This is a genomic window from Pseudomonas sp. GL-RE-29, from assembly GCF_019947275.1.
Lineage (GTDB): Bacteria > Pseudomonadota > Gammaproteobacteria > Pseudomonadales > Pseudomonadaceae > Aquipseudomonas > Aquipseudomonas fluorescens_A.
Window position 1 is genome coordinate 1 of the sequence record NZ_JAGYGD010000049.1, and the last position, 25,681, is coordinate 25,681.

The window sequence follows — 25,681 nt, forward strand, 5'->3', positions numbered from 1 at the left end:
ACAACGCGGCAATGGCGGCTTGTCGATCTCCAATCTGGAAACCTTTTTATGAGTCCTATCTGGCCAGAGGCCTGGCAAAAACCCAAGCCCTGGTCATCCTCGCGCGCAAGCTGTGCCGGGTGGCATTCGCTCTCATGAAAAACCAGAGCGAATACCAGCCGAATTTAAGGCTGCAGGGTTCCCCTGCAACATAGAATCTCCCACAGTAGATCAGTGTTGTTCCAGCGCTCCGCGTCTTCAAATCGATACAGCGTAGCGAAATCAAGACAAAACCGTTGCCCGCAGCAATTACCGCACCTGCGCCCGCAACCCTGCTTGCCTGTATTGATTTCAATACGGATGAGATCTCTCGCACCTCACAAAATAACTTCAAGCCATTGAATTACAACAATTAATAAACCTTGGCACCACCCTTGCTATCACTCCTCCAACCCCGCTCGCCGCCGCGAGCGTAAAAAACAATAAGGAGTTGATATGAGCGAATTGCGTTTCACCGTTGATCACGAATGGTTGCGCCTTGAAAGCAATGGCCTGGTCACGGTCGGCATTACCGAGTTTGCCCAGCAGGCGTTGGGCGATGTGGTGTTTGTACAAGTGCCTGAGGTCGGCAGCTTCGACGCGGGTGCGCAAGTGTCGGTGCTGGAGTCGGTGAAAGCTGCCAGCAGCATCGGCATGCCACTGGACGGCGAAGTGGTCGAGATCAACGCGACGCTCGAGGACACCCCGGAACTGGTCAACGAAGACCCATTGGGCGAAGGCTGGTTCTTTCGCTTCAAACCGGTCGATGTCGAGGCCATGAGCGACTTGATGGATCAAGACGCCTATCAACGCCTGACCGCAGAACACGCCGACGCTTGAAGCCCCCCCCTTACGCATTTCCTGAATCCACAAAAGGCCCCCACTATGTTCAGCACCTTCTTTAGCAAGCAGGACCAGATCAAAGGCTACGACGACGAACTGCTGGCGGCGATGAATGCCGAGGATGCGCGGCAGGAACACCACATAGAACTGATCGCTTCGGAAAACTACACCAGCCAACGGGTGATGGAAGCCCAAGGCAGCGGCCTGACCAACAAGTACGCCGAAGGCTATCCGGGCAAGCGTTATTACGGCGGCTGCGAGCATGTCGATGTGGTCGAACAACTGGCCATCGACCGCGCCAAGCAATTGTTCGGCGCCGATTACGCCAACGTCCAGCCGCACTCCGGCAGCCAGGCCAACGCCGCGGTTTATCTGGCGTTGCTGCAGGCCGGCGACACCGTGCTCGGCATGAGCCTGGCCCACGGCGGCCACCTGACCCACGGCGCCAAGGTGAGTTTTTCCGGCAAGCTCTACAACGCGGTGCAATACGGTATCGACACCGACACAGGCCTGATCGACTACGACGAAGTCGAGCGTCTGGCGGTCGAGCACCAGCCGAAGATGATCATCGCCGGTTTCTCCGCCTACTCGAAGACCCTGGACTTCCCGCGCTTCCGGGAGATCGCCGACACGGTCGGCGCCTACCTGTTCGTCGACATGGCCCACGTCGCCGGGCTGGTGGCCACCGGTCTGTACCCGAATCCGCTGCCCTATGCCGACGTGGTCACCACCACGACCCACAAGACCCTGCGCGGTCCCCGTGGCGGGCTGATCCTGGCCAAGGCCAATGCCGAACTGGAGAAAAAACTCAACGCCGCCGTGTTCCCCGGCGGCCAGGGCGGCCCGCTGATGCACGTGATCGCCGCCAAGGCCGTGTGCTTCAAGGAAGCGCTGGAGCCGGCGTTCAAGGCCTATCAGACCCAGGTGATACGCAACGCTCAGGCGATGGCCAAAGTGTTCATCGACCGCGGCTATGACGTGGTGTCCGGGGGCACCGACAACCACCTGTTCCTGGTCAGCCTGATCCGCCAGGGCCTGACCGGCAAGGACGCCGACGCCGCCCTCGGCCGTGCCGGCATCACCGTGAACAAGAACGCGGTGCCGAACGATCCGCAATCGCCGTTCGTGACATCAGGCTTGCGCATCGGCACCCCGGCGATCACCAGTCGTGGATTCAAGGAAGCACAGAGCACCGAACTGGCCGGTTGGATCTGCGACATCCTCGACCACCTCGGCGATGCCGATGTCGAGGCTCAGGTAGCGCGGCAGGCGGCGGCCATGTGCAGCGATTTCCCGGTCTACCGCAACTGAATGCACCACACAAACCTGTAGGAGCAAGCTTGCTCGCGATTGCGCAGTGTCAGTCAACATCAATGTTGAATGTTGCACCGTGATCGCGAACAAGCTTGCTCCTACAGGTCCGTATTTTGTCTGGCAGAACTTGGGGAAACCTATGAACACAGTGCAAGTCGGCACCAAACTGCGCGGTGCAGAAAAAGTCGCGCGGATTCCGGTGAAGATCATCCCCACCGATGAATTCCCGCGCAAACCCGACTGGATTAGGGTGCGCATGCCGATCTCCCCCGAGGTCGACCGCATCAAACAATTGCTGCGCAAACACAAGCTGCACAGTGTCTGCGAAGAAGCCTCCTGCCCGAACCTCGGCGAGTGTTTTTCCGCAGGCACGGCGACGTTCATGATCATGGGCGACATCTGCACCCGTCGCTGCCCATTCTGCGACGTCGGCCACGGACGGCCGAAGCCGCTGGACATCAACGAGCCGAGCAACCTGGCTGTGGCCATCGCCGAGCTACGCCTTAAATACGTGGTGATCACCTCGGTGGATCGCGATGATTTGCGCGACGGCGGCGCCCAGCACTTTGTCGATTGCCTGAGGGAAATTCGCAAGCTGTCGCCGGGCATTCAACTGGAAACCCTGGTGCCGGATTATCGCGGGCGCATGGACGTGGCCCTGGCGATCACCGCCAGCGAACCGCCGGACGTGTTCAACCACAATCTGGAAACCGTGCCGCGCCTGTACAAAGCCGCGCGACCGGGTTCGGACTTCGAGTGGTCGCTGGACTTGCTGCAGAAGTTCAAGCAATCGGTCCCGCATGTGCCCACCAAGTCAGGCCTGATGCTGGGCCTCGGAGAAACCGACGAAGAAGTCATCGAGGTCATGCAGCGCATGCGCGAGCACGAGATCGACATGCTCACCCTCGGCCAGTACCTGCAACCCTCTCGCAGCCACTTGCCAGTGCAACGTTTCGTGCACCCGGACGTGTTTGCCTGGTTCGCCGAGGAAGGCGCGCGGATGGGCTTCAAGAACGTCGCGTCCGGGCCGCTGGTGCGCTCGTCCTATCACGCCGATCAACAACTGCATGGAGGTGAAGCCGGTTTCAAGCCATGATGGGGTGACTTGTCATGGATTTGCGGAGGCGCGGCCCGATGCGCTGTACAACTCGATCATTGCTGCTGTTTTCAAGTCTTGTCTTGCCGTGCCTGGCCAGCGCCGAACCGAAACCGGAACACATGGTGTTTGTGCGTACGATCGCGCCGGATATCCAGCAAGACATCCGCTACGCCAGCGCCCACAACTTCACCGGGCACCCGCTCGATGGTTACCAGGCGCCGGAGTGCCTGTTGTCGCTGGACGCCGCCAAGGCTCTCGCCCGGGTGCAAACGGCACTTGAGGCGCAAGGCTATGGCTTGAAGGTATTTGATTGCTATCGCCCCAGCCGCGCCGTGGCGGACATGGGACGCTTCGCCACGGAACCGGGCGATCCGCGCAAGGCCGAGTTTTATCCTCGGGTGGACAAGCAAGACTTCTGGCGACTGGGCTATGTGGCGCGGGTGTCCAATCATTCCAGGGGCGGCACCGTGGACCTGACCATGACCGGCCCGGATGCCCTGCCCGCCGACACCTGGACGCCTTCAGCCACGCCCGTCGATTGCACGACGCCTTATGGCCAGCGTTGGCATGACGGCGCCGTGGACATGGGCACCGGTTTTGATTGCTTCGATGAGCGCGCGCATACCGATTCGACGCTGATCGACGCCACAGCCAAAGCAAATCGCCAGCGGCTCAACAGCGCCATGGAAAAAGAAGGATTCACCGGTTACTCGGCTGAGTGGTGGCATTTCACCTATACCCGTGATCCAGCCTTGAAGACGGTCATGGATTTCCCCATTACGCCGCTGGCGCCATGAACAGACTTCTCAGAATCTGCGTGTTTCTGGTCCTCCTGCTAAACGGTGCCGCGATGGCTCAGGGGCTCGACGACAGTGACCAGTTGATCGTGGTCACCAGCAAAAACTGGGATGACATTGAGGGCACTGCCCAGCGCTACGAACGGCACGGCAGCACGTTCAGAAAGTTCGAAGCGCCGTTTGCGGTGGTGCTGGGCAAAAACGGCATGGGCTGGGGCAAGGGATTATTCGCCACTGAGCAGCTTCAGGGGCCGGTGAAGCAGGAAGGCGACGGCAAGGCGCCTGCCGGGATGTTCAAACTGGGCACAGCGTTTGGCTACGACGCTTCAGCACAAACCCGCCTGCCCTACCTCGCACTCAGCCCGACCATCGAATGCGTGGATGACCCTCAGTCCACGCGTTACAACGAGCTGGTCGACGGCGCCACAGCTACGAAAGACTGGAACAGTTCAGAGCGCATGCGTCGCCGTGATGACTTGTATCGCCAGGGCATTGTCATCAAGCACAACACTCCGGCGTCCCCCGCTGCCGGCTCTTGCATTTTCTTCCACATCTGGCGCGGCCCCACAGCCCCAACCCGTGGCTGCACGGCCATGGACCCAGCGGATATCGCTCGCTTGTTCAACTGGCTCGACCCCCGCCGATCCCCGCTGCTGGTGCAATTGCCCGAGGCGCAATACCAGCAGCTGCGCGAACGCTGGAACCTTCCCGAACGTTGATCAACACATCACTGTAGGAGCCGGCTTGCTGGCGATAGCGGCGCGTCGGCCGACATTTGTGGCGACTGTCCCTCCGCCATCGCCAGCAAGCCGGCTCCTACGGGGTTACCCCCTGACGGCGTAATCGCTTTCGGGCGTTTGATCTCAAGAACTTTGTGTGCTGTTTCCACAAACGGCATAAAGATCAGGCTGTAGAGGGTCAGGTAACGCTGATGATCCGCTTCACCCGTACCGAATCGAATCGCCTCAGGCTTCGATTGCGTGACGTACAGCGTGCCGAACATCCAGTCCCAAACAGACAGGTTAATGCCGAAGTTCTTGTTGAAATGTCGTGGCGCGTCGCTGTGGTGGACCTGATGCTGCGCCGGGCTGTTCAGCACATGCTCAAGCGCCGGCCCGAACGAGAGCCAGACATGGCTGTGACGCAGGTTCGAGGCCAGGGCGTTGAGGATGAATACCATGTAGGTCACGCCAAACAAGGTGTAGCGGCTGATCTCGCCGCCACAGGCGTACCAGAACACACCGGCATAGGCACCTAGGAACACGATGTCGATCAGGCGCTCGATCATTTTCTCGACAAAGTGCACCCGACTAGCCGTCACGGGGACCAGCACCGGGGCCGAATGATGGACTTTGTGAAAGGCCCACAAATAGCGTGAATGGTAGGCGCGATGGGCCCAGTAATGGATGAAGTCTTGCAGCACGAACACGCCCAGGCCGTAGAGCAAAGACAGCGCAAGATGCTCCTCCACTTGCACCCGCGCGCCCCAGAGCCGGGTGAAAAAACTGATGTAGTCGCCGGAGCGCAGCACGTACGGGTCCACCAACCCCACGATGGGCAACACCAGCATGACTTTGAGGATCGCGCGCACGAAGTAGTAGCGGTAATCCAGCAGCGCCGAGGGATGAAAATGCACGCGGTTGCCGCCGATGAACTGCCAGAAAGTGCACGCATCCGTCAGTTCGCGGGATTTCCGGAAGCGGAACAGCACGTAAGCGATGGCGTAGGACGTGAACAGAAAGGCGAGACAGAGACGGCCATTGAGGTCGAATAAGCCACGGAATTGCTCGCTGACAGGCGCGATCACCCACCGGAACAGGTATTGGTAAAGAAGAGCGAGAACATCCATGAAAGGCTGCCCTCTCCGTCGAAGTGTGAGAATCGCTTTTGCAGGAGCCGGAGTCCTGCGAGCAATTTAGGAGGTGGAACCAGACCTGCAGGAGCCGGCTTGCTGGCGATGGCGTACTTGAAATCGCCATCGCCAGCAAGCCGGCTCCTGCAGGTTTTGCGTTCAATTCTCTTGGGCGCGGTACGCCCCCGGTGTCAGCCCGGTCCACTTCTTGAACGCCCGATGAAACGCCGAAGGCTCGGAAAATCCCAATTGCTCGGCAATCTGTTGCAACGACAGATCCGCACGCCCCAAGTGATAAATCGCAATGTCGCGACGCAACTGATCCTTCAACTCCTGAAAACTGCTGCCTTCCTCACGCAAATGTCGGCGCAACGTCTGCGGGCTGATGTGCAAGTGCGCGGCCACGGCTTCCAGATCCGGCCAGCGTGAACTGTCGCGGCTGAGCAAGCGCCGCAACTGGCTGCTCAAGCTGTCGCCATCGTCCGGACGCGACAGCAGATCGGCGGGTGAGCGTTCGAGGAAATGCTTGAGCGTCCGCTCATCCTGCAACAACGGCATGTTCAGGTAGCGGCTGTGAAACAGCAGGCTGCTTTGGGTAGTCGTGCTGTTCGCTGTGGAAAATTCCAGCGGGCAGGAAAACAGCAGATCGTATTCGGCCCCGTGCTCCGGTCGCGGGTAGCTGAACGTGGCTTGTTCCAGGCGAATGCGCTGGCCGATCAGCCAACTGCCGAAGCGGTGCCAGATCACCAGCAGGCTCTCGGTGAGAAAATGGTCCGGGTCCCACAGGTGCGAATCGTCCAGGCTCAGGCGGATCATCTCGTCTTCGCGCGTCAGGCTCAGACGCGGGGCGCCGGGGAATAGGCTATAAAACAATAAGCCGCGATTGAGCGCCTTATCCAGATTGCGGCAGTGGATCACGGCGTGACACATCATCGCGAAGCTGCCCGGTTTGCTTGGCGCTTGTCCGAAACCGAGGTATTCGTCGTCCAGTGCCAGCCACAGTGCCTGGATCAGTCGGGTGAACTGCTCCGGCGCGATTCGCGCCCGCGGCTCGTCGAGCAATTCAGGGCTGATCCCCAATTGCTGTAACAATCCCGAGTAATCGTAGCCACACCGTTGCGCACCACCGAGGGCGGCACGGGCGAAATGACTGGCGATGGTGCGTTCGCGCATAACAGGCAGGTCCATCCATTGAGCGACGGATGGTAGCTGCGAACTTTGCTGATGGACAAGGCGGATATCCGCCAATTTGCAGGAGGCGATTTGACCGAAGGGCGGAAATCCGCCACCGCGTCATGTCCGTCAGCAGACATGAAAAAGTCTGTAGCCCTTGATGTCATAAGGCTTGCAGGGATTTCACCAAAGGTGGCACGGGCCTTGCGATAGAACGAGTAGAAGCCTGCCGTCGAGCAGCTCGAAAAAACAAATCCCTCCAGTGCAGGAGGGTTCGCAATTCAGGTGTCGCGGGCAACAGATGGATGTTGAAACCGGGCCCCCTTGAGGAACTTTGCAATGACGACTCGTCAGCCACTGTACAAATCCCTGTATTTCCAGGTGATCGTTGCAATTGTCATCGGTATTTTGCTCGGTCACTACTACCCACAGCTTGGTGTGGCCGTTAAACCGTTGGGTGACGGGTTCATCAAACTGATCAAAATGATCATCGCCCCTATTATCTTCTGCACCGTCGTCAGCGGTATCGCGGGCATGCAGGACATGAAATCGGTCGGCAAGACCGGCGGTTACGCGCTACTGTACTTTGAAATCGTTTCGACCATCGCGTTGCTGGTGGGCCTGGTCGTGGTCAACATCGTGCAGCCAGGTGCCGGCATGCACATCGACGTGACCACGCTGGATGCCTCCAAAATCGCTACCTACGTTGCGGCCGGTGCGGATCAAAGCGTCATTGGCTTCCTGCTTAACGTGATCCCGAGCACCATCGTCGGCGCGTTCGCCACGGGCGACATCCTGCAAGTGCTGATGTTCTCGGTGATCTTCGGTTTCGCCCTGCATCGCCTCGGTGCCTACGGCAAGCCGCTGCTGGACTTCATCGATCGCTTCGCCCACGTGATGTTCAACATCATCAACATGATCATGAAGCTCGCGCCAATCGGTGCCTTCGGTGCCATGGCATTCACCATCGGTGCCTACGGTGTCGGTTCGCTGGTGCAACTGGGTCAACTGATGGCCTGCTTCTACATCACTTGCCTGCTGTTCATCCTGATCGTGCTGGGCGGCATCGCCCGCGCTCACGGTTTCAGCGTTCTGAAAATGATTCGCTACATCCGTGAAGAACTGCTGATCGTGCTGGGTACTTCCTCTTCGGAGTCGGTACTGCCACGCATGCTGATCAAGATGGAGCGTCTGGGTGCGCAGAAATCCGTAGTGGGTCTGGTGATCCCGACCGGTTACTCGTTCAACCTCGACGGTACTGCGATCTACCTGACCATGGCGGCCGTGTTCATCGCCCAGGCGACCGACACCCACATGGACATCACGCACCAGATCACCTTGCTGGTGGTGTTGCTGCTGTCCTCCAAAGGCGCTGCGGGCGTGACCGGTTCGGGCTTCATCGTGCTGGCGGCCACTCTGTCCGCCGTGGGCCATTTGCCGGTTGCCGGCCTGGCGCTGATCCTCGGTATCGACCGCTTCATGTCCGAAGCCCGTGCCCTGACCAACCTGGTCGGTAACGCGGTGGCGACCATTGTCGTGGCCAAGTGGGTCAAGGAGCTGGACACCGACGTGTTGCAAGCCGAGCTGGCCTCGGGCGGTCGCGGCATTGCCGACGAGCCTAAAGACGATGTTCTGGGCCACGTCGAAGCGGTAACCCCGACGAACGCCAAGTAAGCCTTGTTGTATTGAAAAACCCGCTTCGGCGGGTTTTTTCATGCCCGGGATTTGAGCGTAACGGTCATCGATCCTGGCGCATAAGGTGATTGCCGCCATGCGCTCGGCTGCCTAGGCTGGGGCATCCGTTTAGGGAGAACACTCATGCTCGGTCCACTGGCATCACTCAAGGTTCTGGATTTCTCGACATTGTTGCCGGGGCCGTTCGCCTCGTTGTTGCTGGCGGACATGGGCGCCGAGGTGTTGCGCATCGAATCGCCGACCCGCATGGACCTTCTGCGGGTGCTGCCGCCGCACGATCAGGGCGTTTCCGCCAGCCACGCCTACCTCAATCGCAACAAGCGCAGCCTGGCGCTGGACCTCAAGCAACCCGAGGCGCTGGAGGTGATCAAGCAGTTGCTGCAGGACTACGACATCGTCCTGGAGCAGTTCCGTCCCGGTGTCATGGAGCGCTTGGGACTGGGTTATGAAGCCTTGAAGGCGATCAACCCGAAGCTGATTTATGTGTCGATCACCGGTTACGGCCAGACCGGGCCCTACAGGGACCGCGCCGGTCACGACATCAACTACCTGGCGTTGGCCGGACTGGCGAGCTACACCGGCCGCGCCGACAGTGGCCCGCTGCCCCTGGGCGCGCAGGTGGCGGACATCGCGGGAGGTTCGCTGCACGGGGTGATCGGCCTGCTGGCGGCGGTGATCGCCCGCCAGCAAACGGGGCAGGGGCAGCATCTGGATGTGAGCATGACTGATTGCGCATTCAGCCTGAATGCCATGGCCGGGGCCGGGTATCTCGCTTGTGGCGTCGAGCCGGGCAGGGAAGATCAGATGCTCAATGGCGGCAGCTTCTACGACTATTACCGCTCGCGGGATGGACGCTGGTTGTCGGTGGGCAGCCTTGAACCGGATTTCATGAAGCGATTGTGTGGGGCGCTGGGGTTGGAGGCGTTGGCGAGCCATGGTTTGTCTATGAAACCGGCGCAGCAAAAAAAGCTCAAGGACGCGCTGAAAGTCGAATTCGAGAAGCATGACTTTGCCGAGCTGTGTGCGTTGTTTGCCGAGCTGGATGCTTGCGTCGAACCGGTCTTGAGTCTGGGTGAGGCGGTGCAACATCCGCATATGCAGGCGCGAGAGTTGGTGACCGAGGTGCCACGGGGGGATGGCTCGAGTCAGGCGCAGATGGCTTGCCCGTTGAAGTTTTCTGGTGGGTTGCCGGAGCCGAGGCATATTGGCGCGTCGCTCGGGCAGCATACGGATCAGGTGTTGGGGGAGTTGGGGTATAGCGCTGAGCGGGTTGCCGTGTTGCGTCGGGCCAAGGTCATTATCTAGCGCCTTTGCTGGCCTCATCGCGGGCAAGCCCGGCTCCCACAGTGGTCCGGGTTGTTCACAAAATCAGTGGTCAACATCAATACCTGTGGGAGCGGGCTTGCCCGCGATGAGGCCAGCGCAGGCCCCCAAAAAACTACTCGACCCGCATTTCCCCACTGAACACCAACGTACTCCGACACCGTCGACACAAATACCGCCGCCCCTGCCGCACCAATCCATGGCGCTGCGCCGAAAACGGGAAATCGCTGTCGGCACACGGGCATTTATAGATGTAGCGGGTCACGCTGCGGCGTTTGACGTCATAGGTGTGGCAACGGTTGGGCGGCAGTTCGTACACCCCGCGCATGATCAGTTGCCACTCTTCGCCGTGGGGCTGGATGCGGTCGCCGAACAGCTGATGGGCGATCAGGTGTGCCACTTCGTGGGCCACGGTCTGCTTGAGGAAGTCTTCGGTGTTTTCCCGGTACAGCTGCGGATTGAAGCGCAGCAGGTTCTCGTGCAAATGCGCGACACCGGCTTTTTGCCCGCGCAGCTTGAGGCTCACCACGGGGCGTTTGAAAGGTCGTTTGAAAAAAGATTCGGCTTGTTGGAAACAGTCTTCGACGCGGGAATTGAGTTGCTCGGGCATGCTTGATGGATCTCCAGAGGTGTCGAGTATGCCGCAACCCTCGGGCCTTGCGAATCGTCGAAGCGCCGAATGGTTGTTGCCGTTATCTGTACTGGAGGCATTAAAAGGCCGCCTTGCGGCGGCCTGTGTTGGCAGATCTAGTTTTTTTGGGTGGTATGTCGCTAATTAGTGTAGACCGGCCCCACGCCGAGTCCCCATACGATGACTGTAAACGCCATGATGGCTACCAGCACCACCAGGCCTACTGCAAGTACCGAACTGGAAAACAGAAAGCCCTCGTCAGATGGAATGTTCATGAACGTCGGTAGCCCGACATACAGCAGGTAGACCGTGTAGCAGATCGCCGCGGTGCCGACGACCATCCCCAGCCACATGTGCGGATACAGCGCCGCAAGGCCGCCGATGAACAGCGGGGTCGCGGTGTAGGTCGCAAACGCCACGCAGCGCGCCAGGCTTGGATTGGCGTCATAGGTGCGGGCCATCCAGTGGATGAACGCGCCCATCACCGCAACGCCGCCCAGCATTGCCAGGTACGACATGATCGTCATCCATAATGCGCTTTCCTGGGTCAGCATCACCGGCGCTCGATTGCCGATGACCCAGCCGACCTGCGTCGTGCCGATAAAGGCAGACACTGCAGGGATAGCCGCCAGAATCAGCGTGTGGGTCAGGTACATGTGGCTGATGCTTTCCTCCTGATCGCCACGAATCTCTTTCCATTCTTGGTCAGGGTGGGTGAAGAGCCCCACTACGTGATGGATCATGCCAGTCACTCCTCTTGTTTTGCCGTCGCCCCCCAGTGGAGCGCCTACGGGCCAATGCGGCCAAGCAAGTAATAGGTCTTGATGTGTGTGCGACCTTATGACGCAGTATAGGAAGTTGTTTACTGCGCAGGTGCTGCGGCTTAGAGCAAATTGCGCTGTAAAGCGGTGGGGTAATCGCTGACGGGTCTGTGAATGATGAATTTGTGGCGAGGGAGCTTGCTCCCGCTCGGCTGCGCAGCAGTCGCAGGCCCGGTTGGCACCCATTGTCTGATACAGCTCAGGGCTGCTTCGCACCCCAGCGGGAGCAAGCTCCCTCGCCACAGAGGACAGTGGCGATAGTGGGCACTTCGCCCCCAAGGTGTTTTTGCGTAAAATGCCGGCCTTTCGTCACACCTCACGGATTTCGCGTCATGGGCACTCTTACGGTCAACCAGAACAAACTGCAAAAGCGCCTTCGCCGCCAGGCCGGTGAGGCTGTCGCTGATTTCAACATGATTGAAGACGGCGACAAGGTCATGGTCTGCCTGTCCGGCGGCAAGGACAGCTACACCATGCTCGACGTGTTGATGCACTTGCAGAAGGTCGCGCCGATCAAGTTCGAGATCGTGGCCGTGAACATGGACCAGAAGCAGCCTGGCTTCCCTGAGCACGTGCTGCCGGCTTATCTCAAAGAACTGGGCATCGAGTACCACATCGTCGAGAAAGACACTTATTCGGTGGTCAAGGAACTGATTCCGGAAGGCAAAACCACCTGTTCGCTGTGCTCGCGCCTGCGTCGCGGCACGCTCTACACCTTTGCCGACGAAATCGGCGCGACCAAGATGGCCCTCGGTCACCACCGTGACGACATCGTCGAGACGTTCTTCCTGAACATGTTTTTCAACGGTTCGCTCAAAGCCATGCCGCCGAAACTGCGCGCCGACGACGGGCGCAACGTGGTGATCCGCCCGCTGGCCTACTGCAACGAGAAAGACATCCAGGCCTACTCGGACCTCAAGCAATTCCCGATCATCCCGTGCAACCTTTGCGGTTCCCAGGAGAACCTGCAACGTCAGGTGGTCAAGGACATGCTGCTGGACTGGGAGCGCAAGACCCCAGGACGCACCGAAAGCATTTTCCGCAGCCTGCAGAACGTGATCCCGTCGCAACTGGCGGACCGCAATCTGTTTGACTTCACCAGCCTCAAGATCGACGAGACGGCGGCTTCGCGCTTCGTCAACGTGGTCAATCTCTAATCAAAAACTGTAGGAGTGAGCCAGCTCGCGATGGCGTAGTGTCAGTCAACACTGAAGTGTCTGACACACCGCTATCGCGAGCAGGCTCACTCCTACAATGGTTTTTTGTTTCAATCCTCAGGAGAGGGCATGCGCGACTACAAGTGGCTGAACGAATACTGCTTGAACCGCTTCGGTTCGGCGGCTGAACTGGAAGCCCATCTGCCCGTCCCCAAGACCCCGGCGCAATTGCGCAAGATCAGCGACGATCGTTACCTCTCGACCATGGCATTGCGCGTGTTCCGCGCCGGGCTCAAGCACAGCCTCGTGGATGCCAAATGGCCGGCCTTCGAAGAAGTGTTCTTCAAGTTCGACCCGGAAAAAGTCGTGCTGATGAGCGCTGAACATCTGGAGCGCCTGATGCAGGATGCGCGGATCATCCGCCACCTCGGCAAGCTCAAGAGCGTGCCGCGTAATGCGCAGTTCATATTGGACGTGGCCCATGAGAAGGGCAGCTTCGGCGCGCTGATCGCCGATTGGCCGGTGACCGATATCGTCGGGCTCTGGACCTTCCTGAAAAAACGCGGCCATCAATTGGGCGGGCTGTCGGCGCCGCGCTTCTTGCGGATGGTCGGCAAGGATACGTTCGTGCCGAGCTACGACGTGGTGGCGGCGTTGAATGCGCAGAAGATCGTCGACAAGGTGCCGAGCAGCCAGCGGGATCTGGCGTTGGTGCAGGATGTGTTCAACCAGTGGCATGAACAAAGTGGCGGACGGGCGATGAGCCAGATTTCGATGATGTTGGCTTACACCGTCAATCATTGAGACCGAGTCGTCCCAATCGCTGGCAAGCCAGCTCCCACAGGTATTGGTATTGAACACAGGGTTTGTGAACAACCCCGGTCACTGTGGGAGCTGGCAAGCCAGCTCCCACAGGTATTGGTGTTGAACGCAGGATTTGTGAACAACCCCGGTCATTGTGGGAGCTGGCAAGCCAGCTCCCACAGGTATTGGTGTTGAACACAGGATTTGTGAACAACCCCGGTCATTGTGGGAGCTGGCAAGCCAGCTCCCACAGGTATTGGTGTTGAACGCAGGATTTGTGAACAACCCCGGTCATTGTGGGAGCTGGCAAGCCAGCTCCCACAGGTATTGGTGTTGAACACAGGGTTTGTGAACAACCCCGGTCACTGTGGGAGCTGGCTTGCCAGCGATGAGGCCGATCAGGCGACGGAAATCTCGCCTTCACCCGCCAATTTGCGATTCAACTGATACCTCCAGCGCACATACAGTAACGCCGAACAGAACACCGCCAGACTCGCGCCCATCTCCAGCAACCCGAAAATCTGCCGGTTCGGGTCATACGCAGCCAATGCGCCCTTGATGAAATACAGGTTCACCACAAAACACATCCACGAATGCCCACGCGGACTGCCGACAATCATCCCTGGAGCCAGCAACAGCAGCGGCACCAGTTCGATCAGCAGGATCACCCAAGGCCGGGCGCCGTGCAGGTCGGCGAACACCAGGTAGTAGGCGCACAGCAGCCCCACCAGACCGAAAAAACACAACAGACTGATGACCCGCATGGCCCGTACGCGGGGTTCCAGCCATTCGATGGCGGGCAGAATCTTCGGCTTCTTGGCCACCCTTAGCCCTCCAGCTTCTGAGCGGTCTTGGCCAGGCGCAGGCCCAGCGCGCGGCACAACGCGATTTCGTGTGTGTCCAAACCACTTTTGCCATCGGCCCCGGCGTGGTGGCTGGCGCCGTATGGCGTACCGCCGCCCTGGGTTTCCAGCAACGCCGACTCACTGTACGGCAGGCCGGTGATCAACATGCCGTGGTGCAGCAACGGCAACATCATCGACAGCAGGGTGGTTTCCTGGCCGCCGTGCAGGCTCGCGGTGGAGGTGAACACACCGGCGGGTTTGCCCACCAGCGCGCCGGTCAGCCACAGGTTGCTGGTGCCATCGAGGAAATACTTGAGCGGCGCCGCCATGTTGCCGAAACGGGTCGGACTGCCCAGCGCCAGGCCGGCACAGTTCTTCAGGTCGTCGAGGCTGGCGTAGAGCGCGCCTTCGTCCGGAATGTCCGGCGACACGGCTTCGCATTCGGTAGAAATCGCCGGCACGGTGCGTAGCCGCGCTTCAAGCCCAGCCTGTTCGACGCCCCGGGCAATCTGCCGGGCCATTTCATTGGTCGAGCCGCTGCGGCTGTAATACAGGACCAGAATGTACGGCGCGCTCACGGCAGCAACTCCAGGATTTGCTCCGGAGGACGGCCAACGACGGCTTTGTCGCCGACTTCGAGAATCGGTCGCTCCATGAGCTTTGGATTCGCGGCGATGGCGGCGATCAATTGCGCCTCGCTCAGGCTGCTGTCGGCCAGATTGAGAGTCTTGTACTCATCCTCGCCGGTGCGCAGCAGTTGCCGGGCGCTGATCCCGAGTTTGCCCAGCAGGCTCTGGATTTGTGCGGCGTCCAGTGGGGTTTCAAGGTAGCGGACCACGGTCGGGGCCAGGCCACGGGCTTCGAGCAATTCGAGCGCACCGCGGGATTTCGAGCAGCGCGGGTTGTGATAAAGCGTCAGATCGGTCATGAGCGGGTCGCATCTTGCGTAAGGTGGCGGCTATTCTAACTGTGCAGCGCGTAATCCAGAACCTTGGGAGGCGATGGGTCGCAGGCGCATTCAATTTTTGACAAGGAACACGACATGACAAGGCGACTGGCAGCAGCATTGGCGATCATTGGAGCGTTGATGTTGGGGGGCTGCGGTAACGACTATGGCATCGACCAGAACGGGCAGAAGGTCGCCGCCGAACGTCTGGATGGCAAATGGCTGGTGCTCAACTACTGGGCCGAATGGTGCGGCCCGTGCCGGACCGAGATTCCGGAGTTGAACACGTTGGCCGAGCAACTCAAGGATAAGAAGATCGGTGTGTTCGGGGTCAATTTCGACAACGTGCAGGGCGAAGAGCTGAAAAGTGCCAGCGAAAAACTCGGGATCAAGTTCACCGTATTGGCGCAGGACCCTTCCGAGCTATTCGAACTGCCGCGCAGCGAAGCGTTGCCGGTGACTTACATCATCGATAACAAGGGCAAGGTGCGCGAACAGTTGATGGGCGAGCAGACGGCGGCGGGGGTGATGGCGAAGCTGGAAGCGTTGCAGGCGAAGAATTGATTTAGGAAAAAGGGCTGATGCTACTTTTTTTTGTGGCGAGGGAGCTTGCTCCCGCTCGACTGCAAAGCAGTCGCAGAACCGTTTTGCACGGTGAGCCTGACAAATGAGGTGACCGGGTTTAGGGCTGCTTCGCAGCCCAGCGGGAGCAAGCTCCCTCGCCACAGGTGTCAATTGGGGTAAGGGATCAACCCTCTTCAAGCCACCAGCGCAACGGCTTGCCTTCAGCCGGCCAGAAGCGCATCTGGTCGACCGACGAAACGTCCCAGCGTTGCACTTGCTCCAGCGCCTGGAGGAAACGCTTTTCCTGCTCCATCAGCGCCGGTGCGCAGAGTTTGCGGGTGCTGCCGACTTTGCCGAAGCTCAGCTTGTCGCCTTCCAGGGTGTACGGCGCGAACCAGTGGTTGCAGCCGCCGTTACCGTAGGCGCGACCGTCTTCACCCAAGGTGATGGTCAGGTGGCTGTAATCCATCAACGGCCGTTCGCCGATCCACTCCAGGATGTAGCTGCGGTTTTGTTGCAGTTGCACCGGCTCGGCGGCGCAGCCCAGCAGGCTGGCGCCGACCATTGCGGTCAGAGCGAGGCGTTTCATCACGCAGGCTCCTGGCATTTCGGGCACAGGTGCTTCTCGCCAATCGACTTCCAGCCCAACTCGGCAATCCGCGCAGTGGCGGCAGGCTTTTCAGCCTTGTTGCCCAGTTTGGCATCGACCGCGAACTCGAAGCTCAGCTCTTTGGCGCAGCTGTCGCAGTTCACTTGCCAAGTGTGGATCGCCAGTTCGCCGAACACCGGACCACTGGCCACCGCGACCCATTGGCCCGGCGGGTTGATCAAGTGGCGAACCGTTTCGACGGTCAGGCGCATGGACAAGTCCTTGGCACCCTTGAGGGTCACTACCAACACGTCGTTATTACGAATCGAGCCGCCGTTGCCGGTGACTTGATAACGCCCCGGCACCAGGGCGCGGCATTCGGTGAGGGTGTGTTGCGGGTTCATCAGGTTGTAGCGGAAATCGTGTTCGACCATGGGTCCTCCAAATATGCGCGATATGCTAGCACGGGCATACGCGCAGCATGGCGCGGGGAGATGACCTTCGATCAGGTTCAGTCGCCCTCGACCCGATTCTCTGCTGTCCCGGCCGCCCAGGCCGCGATGTTATGCAAGGTGGTCGCGGCAATCGCGCCCAGGGCTTCGCGGGTCAGGAAGGCCTGGTGGGCGGTGATTATCACGTTTGGAAAGGTCAGCAACCGCGCCAGGACATCGTCCTGCAGAGGCTGGTCGGAGCGATCCTCGAAGAACAGCTGTGCCTCCTCTTCATACACGTCCAGCCCCAGGTAACCGAGCTGACCGTTTTTCAAGGCGTCGATCAGCGCCGGCGTATCCACCAGACCGCCACGGCCGGTGTTGATCAACATCGCCCCCGGTTGCATGTGCGCGAGTGATTCGGCGTTGATCAAATGCTTGCTCTGCGCGTTGAGCGGGCAGTGCAGACTGATGATCTGCGACTCGCCCAACAGCTGCGGCAAATCCACATAGCGCGCGCCCAAGGCTTCGACTTGAGGGTTGGGATACGGGTCGTAGGCGAGCAATTGGCAGCCGAAGCCGTTCATGATTTTCGCGAAGGTCGCGCCAATCTGACCGGTGCCGACCACGCCGACGGTCTTGCCCACCAGATCAAAACCGGTCAAGCCGTGCAGGCTGAAATCCCCTTCACGGGTGCGGTTGTAGGCACGGTGCAAACGGCGGTTGAGCGCCAAGATCAACGCCACCGCGTGCTCGGCCACGGCATGGGGCGAGTAGGCCGGGACGCGCACAATCGTTATTCCCAAGCGTTTCGCCGCCGCCAGGTCGACATGGTTGAAACCGGCCGAGCGCAGGGCGATCAGGCGGGTGCCGCCGGTGGCCAAGCGTTCGAGCACCGGGGCGCTGAGGTCGTCGTTGATAAAGGCGCAGACGACTTCGTGATGCTCCGCCAGCGGTGCCGTATCGAGGCTCAAGCGCGCCGACTGGAAGTGCAGCTCAATGCCGGTCGGTAGGTCGGCGGCGAGAAAACTGTCACGGTCGTAGTTCTGGCTGCTGAAAAGTATTGTGCGCATTAATCGCTCCTTGTCCCTTTCCTGTAGGAGCTGGCTTGCCAGCGATGACGGCCTCAAAGGCAACGCAAATTTGAGATCCCCATCGCTGGCAAGCCAGCTCCTACACTGCTTGCGGTGAGCTTAGCGCTCTATGTGTACAGGGTGATTGCGCTGCGTCATGCATTGATCCGCGCCTGGGCCGCCAGGCGATTGATCGCCCGGTCGAGTTCTTCGAGTGCGCCGAAGGCTTTCGGGTCCTGTTGCTTGAGCAGGGTTTCGCTGCGTTGGCAGGCGGCGCGCAGTTGCGGAACGCCGCAATAGCGGGTGGCGCCGTGCAAGCGATGAACCCGTTCAATCAAGGCATTGTGGTCGTTGCTTTGCTGGGCCTGGCGGATCGCTTCGCGGTCGGCTTCCAGTGAGGCCAGCAACATCGCCAACATGTCCGCCGCCAAATCAGCCTTGCCGGCGGCCAGGCGCAAGCCTTCTTCGTGATCGAGGACCTGCAACTCGTAGGCGCCAGCGTGGCTGTCGCCGGATCGTTCCGCACGCTGGTTGCGCAGCGCCAGGCCACTCCATTTCAGCACCACTTGCGCCAGTTGCCGCTCGCTGATTGGTTTGGTCAGGTAGTCATCCATGCCGCTTTGCAGCAAGGCGCGTTTTTCGTTGGCCATGGCGTGGGCGGTGAGGGCGACGATCGGCAGCGGCGTGCAATGCCGTTCGCTCTCCCACTGGCGGATCGCTTCGGTGCTCTGGCGTCCGTCCATGCCCGGCATTTGCACGTCCATCAGCACCAGATCGAAAGTCTCGTTCTGCACCGCTTTAACCGCGGCGTAACCGCTTTCCACCGCCAGCACCTTGGCGCCCATGTCTTCGAGCAGGGTTTGCACCAGCAGCAGGTTGGCCGGGTTGTCGTCGACGCAAAGCACTTTCGGTGCACGGCTGGAAACCGGTTCGCCAGGTTCACTGCGTGGCTGGCGCGGGTTGACCAGATCGGACAGGGAACGTCGCAACTTGCGGGTACAGGCCGGCTTGGCCTGGAGCTGGCTGTGGGGATTGGGGACCGAGAGGTGAAACAGCGTCTGCTCCGTGGTCGGACACAGCACCAGTACTTTGCAGCCCAGGTGTTCGAGGTCCCAGATGTACTGATTCAGACGCTCCGGCGGCATGTCGTTACTGGTTACGCCCAGTACCGCCAAGTCAATCGCCTGATCCGTCTGATGGGCAACGGTCACCCCATTGGTCAGGCTTTCCAGCGTATTGAACGGAGTGACGGCGAGGCCGCAGTCTTCCAATTGATGCTGTAACGCCTGGCGCGCCAGTTCGTGATTTTCCAGTACTGCCACGCGACGGCCGAATAGAGGCGGGCCGGGCAGGTCTTCGGCGTCGTCGCGGGTTTTCGGCAGGCTCAGGCTGATCCAGAATTCCGAACCTTCGCCCGGCGTACTGTCGACACCGATTTCGCCGCCCATTTGCTCAATCAAACGCTTGGAAATCACCAGCCCAAGGCCGGTGCCGCCGGGTTGCCGGGACAGCGAGTTGTCGGCCTGGCTGAAGGCCTGGAACAGGGTGCGCACGTCCTGGCTGGACAGACCGATGCCGGTGTCCTGGATGCTGATGCGCAATTGCACGCTGTCTTCTTGTTCATCTTCGAGCATGGCTCGGGCGACGATGGTGCCTTCGCGGGTGAACTTGATCGCGTTGCTCACCAGGTTGGTGAGGATCTGCTTGAGGCGCAGCGGATCGCCCACCAGCGACAACGGCGTGTCGCGGTACACCAGGCTGACCAGCTCCAGCTGTTTGGCGTGGGCTGCCGGGGCGAGGATGGTCAGGGTGTCCTGGAGCAGGTCGCGCAGGTTGAATGGAATATGGTCGAGCACCAGTTTGCCGGCCTCGATTTTCGAGAAGTCGAGAATCTCGTTGATGATCCCGAGCAAGCTGTCGGCGGACTTTTCGATGGTGCCCAGATAATCGAGCTGGCGCGGGGTCAACTCGCTTTTTTGCAGCAGGTGGGTAAAGCCGAGAATGCCGTTTAGCGGCGTGCGAATTTCATGGCTCATGTTGGCGAGGAATTCGGATTTGATCCGGCTCGCCTCCAGCGCTTCCTTGCGCGCCAGGTCGAGTTCGATGTTCTGGATTTCGATGGTTTCGAGGTTCTGGCGCACGTCTTCGGTGGCCTGGTCGATGCTGTGCTGCAACTCTTCCTGGGCATTTTGCAGGGTGCCGGCCATACGGTTGATGCCGGACGCCAATTCGTCCAGTTCCTGGCTGCCCAGCGGTGGCAGGCGGGTTTCCAGATGGCCGTCCTTGAGTTGGGCCACGGCTTGCTTGATCTGGCTCAGCGGGCGATTGATCGTGCGCCCCATGCGCAATGCCAGCAGCGCCGCGCCGCCCAATCCCGCGGCAATCATCAACAGGCTGGCAAACAGGCTGCGGTAACCGCGCAGCAGCATGCCGTTGTGGGACAGTTCGAGTTCGACCCAACCCAGCAGGCGGTCGGATTCATCGGGAATCACGTCACCGGCCAGATTGCGATGCTTGCCGAATACCGGCAGCAGGTAGCGCGTCGCATCACTGCCGCTTCGATGCAGCATCTGTGAATCGTCACCCAACGGTGGCTGATTGAGCATGGTGGGCCCGGCGTGGGCCAGTGGCGTGCGGTCCGGGGCGAGGAAAGTCACGGCGCGCACATCCGGTTGTTCGAGTGACTGGGTGGCAATGCGCTCCAGCAAATCGCTGTTTTTATGCCCCATGGCTGGCGCAACCAAAGGGGCCAGTTGCTCGGCGATCATTTCGCCGCGCTGCATGAGTTGGGTTTGCAGGTCGGATTGCTGCATCCAGGTGAAATAGCCGCCCAAGACCAACGCCATCAGGCTGGTCGGCAGCAGGGTCAGCAACAACACGCGGCCTTTGATTCCCAGTTTCTTGAGCACGCCTTTCTCCTGCATCCAGCTATCTATAGGCCTGCACTAGCGTGCGGCACGCATCACTTGCGCAGTGTAGCGATTTGCATGCGGTCAATCTTCGTAAAATTGATGTCGTCATTCGTCGGCCAATCCGGCACTTTTCCGTACTTTGCAAAGCGTGGGTTGCCCCAGGAGACGCAATCTTTAATAATCATTAACTGAGAATTAGTTGCAGATAGATATGACTCCCATCGCTGCCGGCCATCCCCGCATCCTCTCCATCGAAGACGACCTCGTACTCGGTGCCTATGTGCATGAGCATTTGGGCCGTAGCGGTTTTCAGGTGACCTGGTGCCAGAACGGCCAGGAAGGACTGGCCGCTGCCCGCCAGCAGGCCTTCGATGTGGTACTGATGGATATTCTGCTGCCGGGACTTGACGGGCTGTCGGTGCTGACGCAATTGCGCCAGAGTCATTCGACGCCGGTGCTGCTGATGTCGGCGCTCGGTGCCGAGGCGGATCGTGTCAGCGGTTTTCAACTGGGGGCCGACGATTACCTGCCCAAGCCTTTCAGCATGGTTGAGTTGCGGGTGCGCATCGAAGCGATCCTGCGCCGGGTCGCGCTCGACCGTCGGCCAACAACGGCCGCGATGGTTCCGGCGGCGGACAGCCTGCGTTTCGACGATGAATGCTTTGACGTGATTTACGCAGGGCAGGCTGCCGGCCTGACTCGCAGCGAGTATCGATTGCTGGAAACCCTGAACCGCAACGACGACGAAGTGCTGAGCAAAGCCTTCCTTTATCAACATGTGCTGCAACGCGGCTACGCGGCCCATGACCGCAGCCTGGACATGCATATCAGCCAGATTCGCCGCAAGCTCAAAGCCATCGACTACACCGAGCGGGAAGTGCGCACGGTGTGGGGCAAGGGTTACATCTTGAGCGCTGTCGATGAAATGTAACTTGCCGGGCTGGCATTCGCTGTTCTGGAAGCTGGCATGCCTGTTGGTGGCGTTCTGTCTGCTGATGATCTGGCTGAGCTGGTCCTGGGGCCGCTACATGGAAGAGCGCAACCAGTTCCTGTCGGATGAGGCCCGAGGCACGCTGACGCGCTACGCCGCCGAAGCCGAACAGGCCTGGCAGCAGCGCCAGAGCGCCGGCATCGATGACTGGCTGCAGGGTATGCATCAGCGGGAAAAAGGCTGGGTCGGTGTCATCGGCGGGGATTTGCAGTCCCTGAGCAATCAAACGCTGACGGACAAGGAAATCGAACGCCTGACCTTCCTGCGTGGCCTGGATTGGCCCATCCACAAGAAAGGCCAGCCTTGGATGCGCGTGCCTTTCCCCCGCGACCCTTCCGTCGGCAGCCTGGTCATCGAACTGCCCAAACGCTTTGTGCCCGGACAGTACCGGGTGTTCTGGCGCGTGATAACCAACGGCGTGATTCCCGGGCTGTTCACCTTGTTGTTGTGCGTGGGTTTGTATCGCTTGCTGGTGGTCCCGCTCAATACCCTGCGCGAACAGGCCAATGCCTGGCGTGCCGACCAGCTCAACGTGCGCCTTTCGCGTCGCACCACCAATCGTTCGGACGAGTTGGGCGAATTGGGCAGGGCGTTCGATCACATGTCCGAACGCCTGCAAACCACGGTGGCGTTGCAACAACAATTGCTGCGCGACCTGTCCCACGAATTACGTACGCCACTGAGTCGCCTGCGCGTGGCCAGTGAAAGCGAGCAAGGCCTGGACGCGTTGCGCGAGCGAATTGGTCGTGAGGTCGATGGTATGCAGCGGCTCGTCGAAGACACGTTGCAACTGGCCTGGCTTGATACCGAACGCACCCGATTGCCCGACGAAGCGATTCAGGTCCAGGCGTTGTGGGAAATGCTCACGGAAAACGCCTGTTATGAAAGTTGCTGGCCAGAGGGGCAATTGCAGTGCTCGGTGGATGCGTCTTGCTGGGTGCGCGGGCATCTCAACACGCTGGCCCAGGCATTGGAAAATATGCTGCGTAACGCGATTCGCCATTCACCCAAGGGCGGCGTTGTCCATCTTGGCGGACGACGGGATGGCGACTATTGGCATCTGTGGCTGGAGGATCAGGGCGGTGGCGTAGCTGAAGCCGATCTGGAGCGAATTTTCCTGCCGTTTACCCGGCTCGACGGCTCGCGACCGGGGGATGGTGGATTTGGCTTGGGGTTGAGCATTGCCAGGAATGCGGTGCGCCGGCAGGGTGGCAGTCTCAGTGCGGAAAATGGCGATAAAGGACTGCGTTTGAATATGCGCTTACTGGCTCATTAAGCGCCTGTTATTGGAAATTGAAATGCTCTAGATTAATTCACACATCTTTGTCAGATGCTTCCTACATAGTGAAATGGGTATCAGTAGGAAGTTTCCGAAAATTGTAGTGTGCTCTCAAGGCTCTTCAGTGATGGTCGATATTTAACTTGTGCTAAAAACCCAAGGAGAATCGTCCGTGAACATTACAATTAGAACGTCAGCTTTATCGATGCAGGCGGATGCTTATTTTATCAAGAACCCTCTGGAGACAAAAAACGCTTTTACAGTAACCAGCGCCAAGGATGCTGCTGATGTGTTGAGGTTGAAGGGTGAGGGTTTGATTGGTGATTTGAAAGAGTTGATAAGGGGGTGCGATTTTACATCGATAAGTACCAATGAGTTGGCCAAGGTCGGTTCTAAGTTATATGAGAGCGATCTGATTGGAGAGCATGTGGTGTGTATCTTTATATCTGGAAATATGACGACTGATAAAAAAGGTCATCAGACTGAAAAAGACGTCAAATTTAATGCGATCGCCATGTTTAATCAGATGATGGATGATAATCGCGCATTGGTTCGGGAATGGCCTTTGTACGCACAGCAAGAATCATTCAAAGTGGTAACCAAGGCGCTGCTCGGCGCAAATCAGGCCATAAATGCGCTATTTTATTTCGCCAATTCAGACAGAAATGATCTGTCGATCAGTGTTAGAACCTGAGTTAACCGGTGCCTTAAACGTGATTTCGGACACCGATGATCGAATTGTTATCGACTGTAACGCGTGGTGCCAAAATATTGTCTTTACGCCAAGGTCATTCACATGCCGGACTCTGTAAGTTCCTAACTGTCCGAGTGTTGAGGCGGTATTGCCAGTGCCGCCAGCGACTTGAGTCTAGGTGGAGCCTGTTAGTTTATCAATGAATAACTTCGGTGGGGAACCCGCTCCGACGGCAGAAATGGTGGACTGAATATTTGCTTGTCGGCAGCCATTTGCGCTGGTGATGTTAAATGGTCCCTGTGCAATTACGAATGAATTGGCTGGTACAGTGCCGCTATAAGTATCGCGAATATTTGTGCAAGCCGCAGAAGCGTGGTTGATGGCAAGGAGCATCCCTGCCAGAGAAAACGCGGTTAAAATCTTCATGTATGTATCCATTTGTGGTGATAGCCAATTTGGCGATAATGGCGCAATAGCGGGAAACGCATATTTCGCGTTACAAAAGACTATGCCTGTCACTTGCTGTGTACTAGTTCATGCATGTCGCCATGCTTTGCGGGAAATTTCTGATAGAGCATTTTTTGATACAAAGGCAGTTTGTATGTTTAGGGGTGCAATTGCATTGAAATCCAGTCATCTCGTATGTCACACGCTTCCACTTTGTTTTGTGTTTTTGCCGGAGCCTTCTGGTGTTTTTGTGCGACTTTTCCTAAAGGGTATAGTCGGTAATTTAAAGCAGCTCTGACGGTTTAAGCTCGCGCTTTGACTATCGAGGGAGTTGGACATGAATGCATCCAGTGTTGTCGATAGCGCAAGCGTTGACCGTTTCGACGAAGTGCTTGCGCTGATTTACAGTTCCAGACAAAAGGCCATTCAAGCAGTCAATACGCAACTGATTGAGTTGTACTGGCAGGTCGGAGCCTATATCAGTCGCAAGCTGGAACAGGCCGAATGGGGCGATGCCGTGATCGGTCAACTGGCTGAGCATCTGGCTCAAACTCAGCCCGGGCTGCGTGGTTTTACCCGTTCGAATTTGTTCCGCATGCGCCAATTCTATGAGATCTATCGGGCTGAAGAAAAAGTCGCACCACTGGCGCGACAATTATCTTGGTCGCACAACCTGATCATCTTTGGCCAGAGCAAACACCCGGAAGAGCGCGAGTTTTACCTGCGTATGTCGGTTCAGGAGAAGTGGTCGAAACGTGAACTGGAGCGCCAATTCAAAGCAGCACTGTTCGAGCGCAGCGTGACCCAGCCAGCGAAAGTCTCAGCCGCGTTGAAACAAACCCACCCAGCAGCGCTGGATATATTCCGCGACGCTTACATGGTCGAGTTTCTCGGCCTTCCTGGCAGTCATGCCGAAACTGATTTGCACAAAGGGTTGTTAGCGCGCCTCAAGGAGTTCCTGATTGAGCTGGGCCGCGACTTCTGCTTCGTCGGTTCCCAATACCCCATACAAGTCGGCGGGCGTGACTTTGCCCTGGACCTGCTGTTTTTTCATCGTGGACTTAATTGTCTGGTGGTCATCGAACTCAAGGTCGGCCGTTTTGAACCGGAGTATTTGGGCAAGCTCGACTTTTATCTGGAAGCGCTCGATCGCGACGAGCGCAAGCCCCACGAAAATCCGGCCATTGGCGTACTGCTCTGTGCCAGCAAGGAGGACGAAGTGGTCGAGTACGCGCTTAACCGCAGCCTGTCGCCAGCGCTGATCGCTGAATATCAGGTCCAGCTACCGGACAAACACTTATTGCAGGCCAAGTTGCATGAGTTCTACGCATTGAATGTTGCGCAAGCAGAAGACCACTGAGTCAGTGGCTTATTCCCATAAGC

Annotated in this window: 26 protein-coding genes and 1 pseudogene; 15 read left to right on the forward strand and 12 right to left on the reverse strand. The window is 58.8% G+C overall.

Annotated features, from left to right (window positions below; genetic code table 11):
- The 6 genes and pseudogenes from KGB21_RS27270 to KGB21_RS27295 all read left to right on the forward strand — a co-directional run.
- Nucleotides 1-194, forward strand: a pseudogene (locus tag KGB21_RS27270) (IS110 family transposase); the annotation flags it as partial.
- Between the two features lie 280 nt (nt 195-474).
- Entirely contained in the window at nt 475-858 is a 384-nt protein-coding gene (gene gcvH / locus KGB21_RS27275) for a glycine cleavage system protein GcvH (RefSeq protein WP_223507283.1), read from the forward strand.
- A gap of 45 nt (nt 859-903) precedes the next feature.
- Nucleotides 904-2,172 carry a serine hydroxymethyltransferase gene (glyA, locus tag KGB21_RS27280; protein WP_223507284.1) on the forward strand — a complete coding sequence of 423 codons (1,269 nt, stop codon included), beginning with the start codon at nt 904-906 and terminating at the stop codon, nt 2,170-2,172.
- 142 nt (nt 2,173-2,314) lie between these two features.
- The gene (gene lipA / locus KGB21_RS27285) at nt 2,315-3,271 is read left to right on the forward strand and encodes a lipoyl synthase (protein WP_223507285.1); all 957 of its coding nucleotides are present in this window, start codon (nt 2,315-2,317) and stop codon (nt 3,269-3,271) included.
- A gap of 38 nt (nt 3,272-3,309) precedes the next feature.
- Entirely contained in the window at nt 3,310-4,071 is a 762-nt protein-coding gene (locus KGB21_RS27290; RefSeq protein ID WP_223507286.1) for a M15 family metallopeptidase, read from the forward strand.
- Nucleotides 4,068-4,790 (forward strand): L,D-transpeptidase, encoded by a 723-nt coding sequence (locus KGB21_RS27295; RefSeq protein WP_223507287.1) that lies wholly within the window; start codon nt 4,068-4,070, stop codon nt 4,788-4,790. The genes KGB21_RS27290 and KGB21_RS27295 overlap by 4 nt, the downstream gene beginning before the upstream one ends.
- A gap of 8 nt (nt 4,791-4,798) precedes the next feature.
- On the opposite strand, the gene KGB21_RS27300 is transcribed toward KGB21_RS27295, so the two are convergent.
- Nucleotides 4,799-5,920 (reverse strand): sterol desaturase family protein, encoded by a 1,122-nt coding sequence (locus KGB21_RS27300; RefSeq protein ID WP_223507288.1) that lies wholly within the window; start codon nt 5,918-5,920, stop codon nt 4,799-4,801.
- 162 nt (nt 5,921-6,082) lie between these two features.
- Nucleotides 6,083-7,096, reverse strand: coding sequence for an AraC family transcriptional regulator (locus KGB21_RS27305; RefSeq protein WP_034146142.1), 1,014 nt, complete (start codon nt 7,094-7,096; stop codon nt 6,083-6,085).
- A 339-nt stretch (nt 7,097-7,435) separates the two neighbouring features.
- On the opposite strand from KGB21_RS27305, the gene KGB21_RS27310 reads away from it, so the two are divergent.
- Complete coding sequence (locus KGB21_RS27310) at nt 7,436-8,770, forward strand: dicarboxylate/amino acid:cation symporter (RefSeq protein ID WP_223507289.1); 1,335 nt, start codon at nt 7,436-7,438, stop codon at nt 8,768-8,770.
- 144 nt (nt 8,771-8,914) lie between these two features.
- The gene (locus tag KGB21_RS27315) at nt 8,915-10,096 is read left to right on the forward strand and encodes a CaiB/BaiF CoA transferase family protein (RefSeq protein WP_223507290.1); all 1,182 of its coding nucleotides are present in this window, start codon (nt 8,915-8,917) and stop codon (nt 10,094-10,096) included.
- A 133-nt stretch (nt 10,097-10,229) separates the two neighbouring features.
- Here KGB21_RS27315 and KGB21_RS27320 read toward each other — a convergent pair whose 3' ends face one another.
- Nucleotides 10,230-10,724 carry a SprT family zinc-dependent metalloprotease gene (locus KGB21_RS27320; RefSeq protein WP_034146145.1) on the reverse strand — a complete coding sequence of 165 codons (495 nt, stop codon included), beginning with the start codon at nt 10,722-10,724 and terminating at the stop codon, nt 10,230-10,232.
- Nucleotides 10,725-10,885: 161 nt separating this feature from the next.
- Nucleotides 10,886-11,488: a Yip1 family protein gene (locus tag KGB21_RS27325; RefSeq protein WP_034146146.1), complete on the reverse strand. Its 603-nt coding sequence runs from the start codon at nt 11,486-11,488 to the stop codon at nt 10,886-10,888.
- A gap of 410 nt (nt 11,489-11,898) precedes the next feature.
- Here KGB21_RS27325 and ttcA point away from each other — a divergent pair, with 410 nt between their 5' ends.
- Both ttcA and KGB21_RS27335 read left to right on the forward strand, forming a co-directional pair.
- Nucleotides 11,899-12,723, forward strand: a complete 825-nt coding sequence (gene ttcA, locus KGB21_RS27330) for a tRNA 2-thiocytidine(32) synthetase TtcA (protein ID WP_034146147.1) — start codon at nt 11,899-11,901, stop codon at nt 12,721-12,723.
- 129 nt (nt 12,724-12,852) lie between these two features.
- Nucleotides 12,853-13,527, forward strand: coding sequence for a DNA-3-methyladenine glycosylase I (locus KGB21_RS27335; RefSeq protein ID WP_034146148.1), 675 nt, complete (start codon nt 12,853-12,855; stop codon nt 13,525-13,527).
- 398 nt (nt 13,528-13,925) lie between these two features.
- On the opposite strand, the gene KGB21_RS27340 is transcribed toward KGB21_RS27335, so the two are convergent.
- The 3 genes from KGB21_RS27340 to arsC are packed head-to-tail and all read right to left on the reverse strand — an operon-like array spanning nt 13,926 to nt 15,300.
- Nucleotides 13,926-14,351, reverse strand: a complete 426-nt coding sequence (locus KGB21_RS27340; protein ID WP_034146149.1) for a DUF2069 domain-containing protein — start codon at nt 14,349-14,351, stop codon at nt 13,926-13,928.
- Between the two features lie 2 nt (nt 14,352-14,353).
- Complete coding sequence (gene wrbA, locus KGB21_RS27345) at nt 14,354-14,950, reverse strand: NAD(P)H:quinone oxidoreductase (RefSeq protein WP_034146150.1); 597 nt, start codon at nt 14,948-14,950, stop codon at nt 14,354-14,356.
- Nucleotides 14,947-15,300 carry an arsenate reductase (glutaredoxin) gene (gene arsC, locus KGB21_RS27350; protein ID WP_223507291.1) on the reverse strand — a complete coding sequence of 118 codons (354 nt, stop codon included), beginning with the start codon at nt 15,298-15,300 and terminating at the stop codon, nt 14,947-14,949. The genes wrbA and arsC overlap by 4 nt, the downstream gene beginning before the upstream one ends.
- Nucleotides 15,301-15,414: 114 nt before the next feature.
- Here arsC and KGB21_RS27355 point away from each other — a divergent pair, with 114 nt between their 5' ends.
- Nucleotides 15,415-15,882, forward strand: a complete 468-nt coding sequence (locus tag KGB21_RS27355) for a TlpA disulfide reductase family protein (protein WP_034146152.1) — start codon at nt 15,415-15,417, stop codon at nt 15,880-15,882.
- Nucleotides 15,883-16,066: 184 nt separating this feature from the next.
- Here the strand turns inward: KGB21_RS27355 and KGB21_RS27360 are convergent, their stop codons facing one another.
- From KGB21_RS27360 to KGB21_RS27375, 4 genes are all read right to left on the reverse strand, one after another.
- Nucleotides 16,067-16,471: an META domain-containing protein gene (locus tag KGB21_RS27360; RefSeq protein WP_034146153.1), complete on the reverse strand. Its 405-nt coding sequence runs from the start codon at nt 16,469-16,471 to the stop codon at nt 16,067-16,069.
- Nucleotides 16,471-16,905 carry a hypothetical protein gene (locus tag KGB21_RS27365; protein ID WP_034146154.1) on the reverse strand — a complete coding sequence of 145 codons (435 nt, stop codon included), beginning with the start codon at nt 16,903-16,905 and terminating at the stop codon, nt 16,471-16,473. Before KGB21_RS27365 ends, KGB21_RS27360 begins: the two co-directional genes overlap by 1 nt.
- 77 nt (nt 16,906-16,982) lie before the next feature.
- Nucleotides 16,983-17,975: a 2-hydroxyacid dehydrogenase gene (locus tag KGB21_RS27370; RefSeq protein ID WP_034146155.1), complete on the reverse strand. Its 993-nt coding sequence runs from the start codon at nt 17,973-17,975 to the stop codon at nt 16,983-16,985.
- 155 nt (nt 17,976-18,130) lie between these two features.
- Nucleotides 18,131-20,884: a response regulator gene (locus KGB21_RS27375; RefSeq protein ID WP_034146400.1), complete on the reverse strand. Its 2,754-nt coding sequence runs from the start codon at nt 20,882-20,884 to the stop codon at nt 18,131-18,133.
- A gap of 214 nt (nt 20,885-21,098) precedes the next feature.
- On the opposite strand from KGB21_RS27375, the gene KGB21_RS27380 reads away from it, so the two are divergent.
- The 3 genes from KGB21_RS27380 (at nt 21,099) to KGB21_RS27390 (ending at nt 23,851) form a co-directional block, all read left to right on the forward strand.
- On the forward strand, nt 21,099-21,818 hold the full coding sequence (locus KGB21_RS27380; RefSeq protein WP_034146156.1) for a response regulator transcription factor: 720 nt from the start codon (nt 21,099-21,101) through the stop codon (nt 21,816-21,818).
- Nucleotides 21,808-23,154, forward strand: coding sequence for a sensor histidine kinase (locus KGB21_RS27385; protein WP_223507292.1), 1,347 nt, complete (start codon nt 21,808-21,810; stop codon nt 23,152-23,154). The genes KGB21_RS27380 and KGB21_RS27385 overlap by 11 nt, the downstream gene beginning before the upstream one ends.
- A gap of 175 nt (nt 23,155-23,329) precedes the next feature.
- Nucleotides 23,330-23,851: a hypothetical protein gene (locus KGB21_RS27390; protein ID WP_223507293.1), complete on the forward strand. Its 522-nt coding sequence runs from the start codon at nt 23,330-23,332 to the stop codon at nt 23,849-23,851.
- A gap of 174 nt (nt 23,852-24,025) precedes the next feature.
- Here KGB21_RS27390 and KGB21_RS27395 read toward each other — a convergent pair whose 3' ends face one another.
- The gene (locus KGB21_RS27395; RefSeq protein WP_223507294.1) at nt 24,026-24,277 is read right to left on the reverse strand and encodes a hypothetical protein; all 252 of its coding nucleotides are present in this window, start codon (nt 24,275-24,277) and stop codon (nt 24,026-24,028) included.
- Between the two features lie 358 nt (nt 24,278-24,635).
- Between KGB21_RS27395 and KGB21_RS27400 the strand changes: the two genes are divergently transcribed.
- Nucleotides 24,636-25,658 (forward strand): YhcG family protein, encoded by a 1,023-nt coding sequence (locus KGB21_RS27400; RefSeq protein ID WP_223507295.1) that lies wholly within the window; start codon nt 24,636-24,638, stop codon nt 25,656-25,658.
- The last annotated feature ends 23 nt before the right edge of the window (nt 25,659-25,681 follow it).

Excerpts from the sequence above, each read along its gene's own strand:
- gcvH (WP_223507283.1), top strand. The coding sequence starts at position 475 with ATGAGCGAATTGCGTTTCACCGTTGATCACGAATGGTTGCGCCTTGAA.
- glyA (WP_223507284.1), top strand. The coding sequence starts at position 904 with ATGTTCAGCACCTTCTTTAGCAAGCAGGACCAGATCAAAGGCTACGAC.
- lipA (WP_223507285.1), top strand. The coding sequence starts at position 2,315 with ATGAACACAGTGCAAGTCGGCACCAAACTGCGCGGTGCAGAAAAAGTC.
- KGB21_RS27290 (WP_223507286.1), top strand. The coding sequence starts at position 3,310 with ATGCGCTGTACAACTCGATCATTGCTGCTGTTTTCAAGTCTTGTCTTG.
- KGB21_RS27295 (WP_223507287.1), top strand. The coding sequence starts at position 4,068 with ATGAACAGACTTCTCAGAATCTGCGTGTTTCTGGTCCTCCTGCTAAAC.
- KGB21_RS27300 (WP_223507288.1), bottom strand. The coding sequence starts at position 5,920 with ATGGATGTTCTCGCTCTTCTTTACCAATACCTGTTCCGGTGGGTGATC.
- KGB21_RS27305 (WP_034146142.1), bottom strand. The coding sequence starts at position 7,096 with ATGCGCGAACGCACCATCGCCAGTCATTTCGCCCGTGCCGCCCTCGGT.
- KGB21_RS27310 (WP_223507289.1), top strand. The coding sequence starts at position 7,436 with ATGACGACTCGTCAGCCACTGTACAAATCCCTGTATTTCCAGGTGATC.
- KGB21_RS27315 (WP_223507290.1), top strand. The coding sequence starts at position 8,915 with ATGCTCGGTCCACTGGCATCACTCAAGGTTCTGGATTTCTCGACATTG.
- KGB21_RS27320 (WP_034146145.1), bottom strand. The coding sequence starts at position 10,724 with ATGCCCGAGCAACTCAATTCCCGCGTCGAAGACTGTTTCCAACAAGCC.
- KGB21_RS27325 (WP_034146146.1), bottom strand. The coding sequence starts at position 11,488 with ATGATCCATCACGTAGTGGGGCTCTTCACCCACCCTGACCAAGAATGG.
- ttcA (WP_034146147.1), top strand. The coding sequence starts at position 11,899 with ATGGGCACTCTTACGGTCAACCAGAACAAACTGCAAAAGCGCCTTCGC.
- KGB21_RS27335 (WP_034146148.1), top strand. The coding sequence starts at position 12,853 with ATGCGCGACTACAAGTGGCTGAACGAATACTGCTTGAACCGCTTCGGT.
- arsC (WP_223507291.1), bottom strand. The coding sequence starts at position 15,300 with ATGACCGATCTGACGCTTTATCACAACCCGCGCTGCTCGAAATCCCGC.
- KGB21_RS27355 (WP_034146152.1), top strand. The coding sequence starts at position 15,415 with ATGACAAGGCGACTGGCAGCAGCATTGGCGATCATTGGAGCGTTGATG.
- KGB21_RS27360 (WP_034146153.1), bottom strand. The coding sequence starts at position 16,471 with ATGAAACGCCTCGCTCTGACCGCAATGGTCGGCGCCAGCCTGCTGGGC.
- KGB21_RS27365 (WP_034146154.1), bottom strand. The coding sequence starts at position 16,905 with ATGGTCGAACACGATTTCCGCTACAACCTGATGAACCCGCAACACACC.
- KGB21_RS27370 (WP_034146155.1), bottom strand. The coding sequence starts at position 17,975 with ATGCGCACAATACTTTTCAGCAGCCAGAACTACGACCGTGACAGTTTT.
- KGB21_RS27380 (WP_034146156.1), top strand. The coding sequence starts at position 21,099 with ATGACTCCCATCGCTGCCGGCCATCCCCGCATCCTCTCCATCGAAGAC.
- KGB21_RS27385 (WP_223507292.1), top strand. The coding sequence starts at position 21,808 with ATGAAATGTAACTTGCCGGGCTGGCATTCGCTGTTCTGGAAGCTGGCA.
- KGB21_RS27395 (WP_223507294.1), bottom strand. The coding sequence starts at position 24,277 with ATGAAGATTTTAACCGCGTTTTCTCTGGCAGGGATGCTCCTTGCCATC.
- KGB21_RS27400 (WP_223507295.1), top strand. The coding sequence starts at position 24,636 with ATGAATGCATCCAGTGTTGTCGATAGCGCAAGCGTTGACCGTTTCGAC.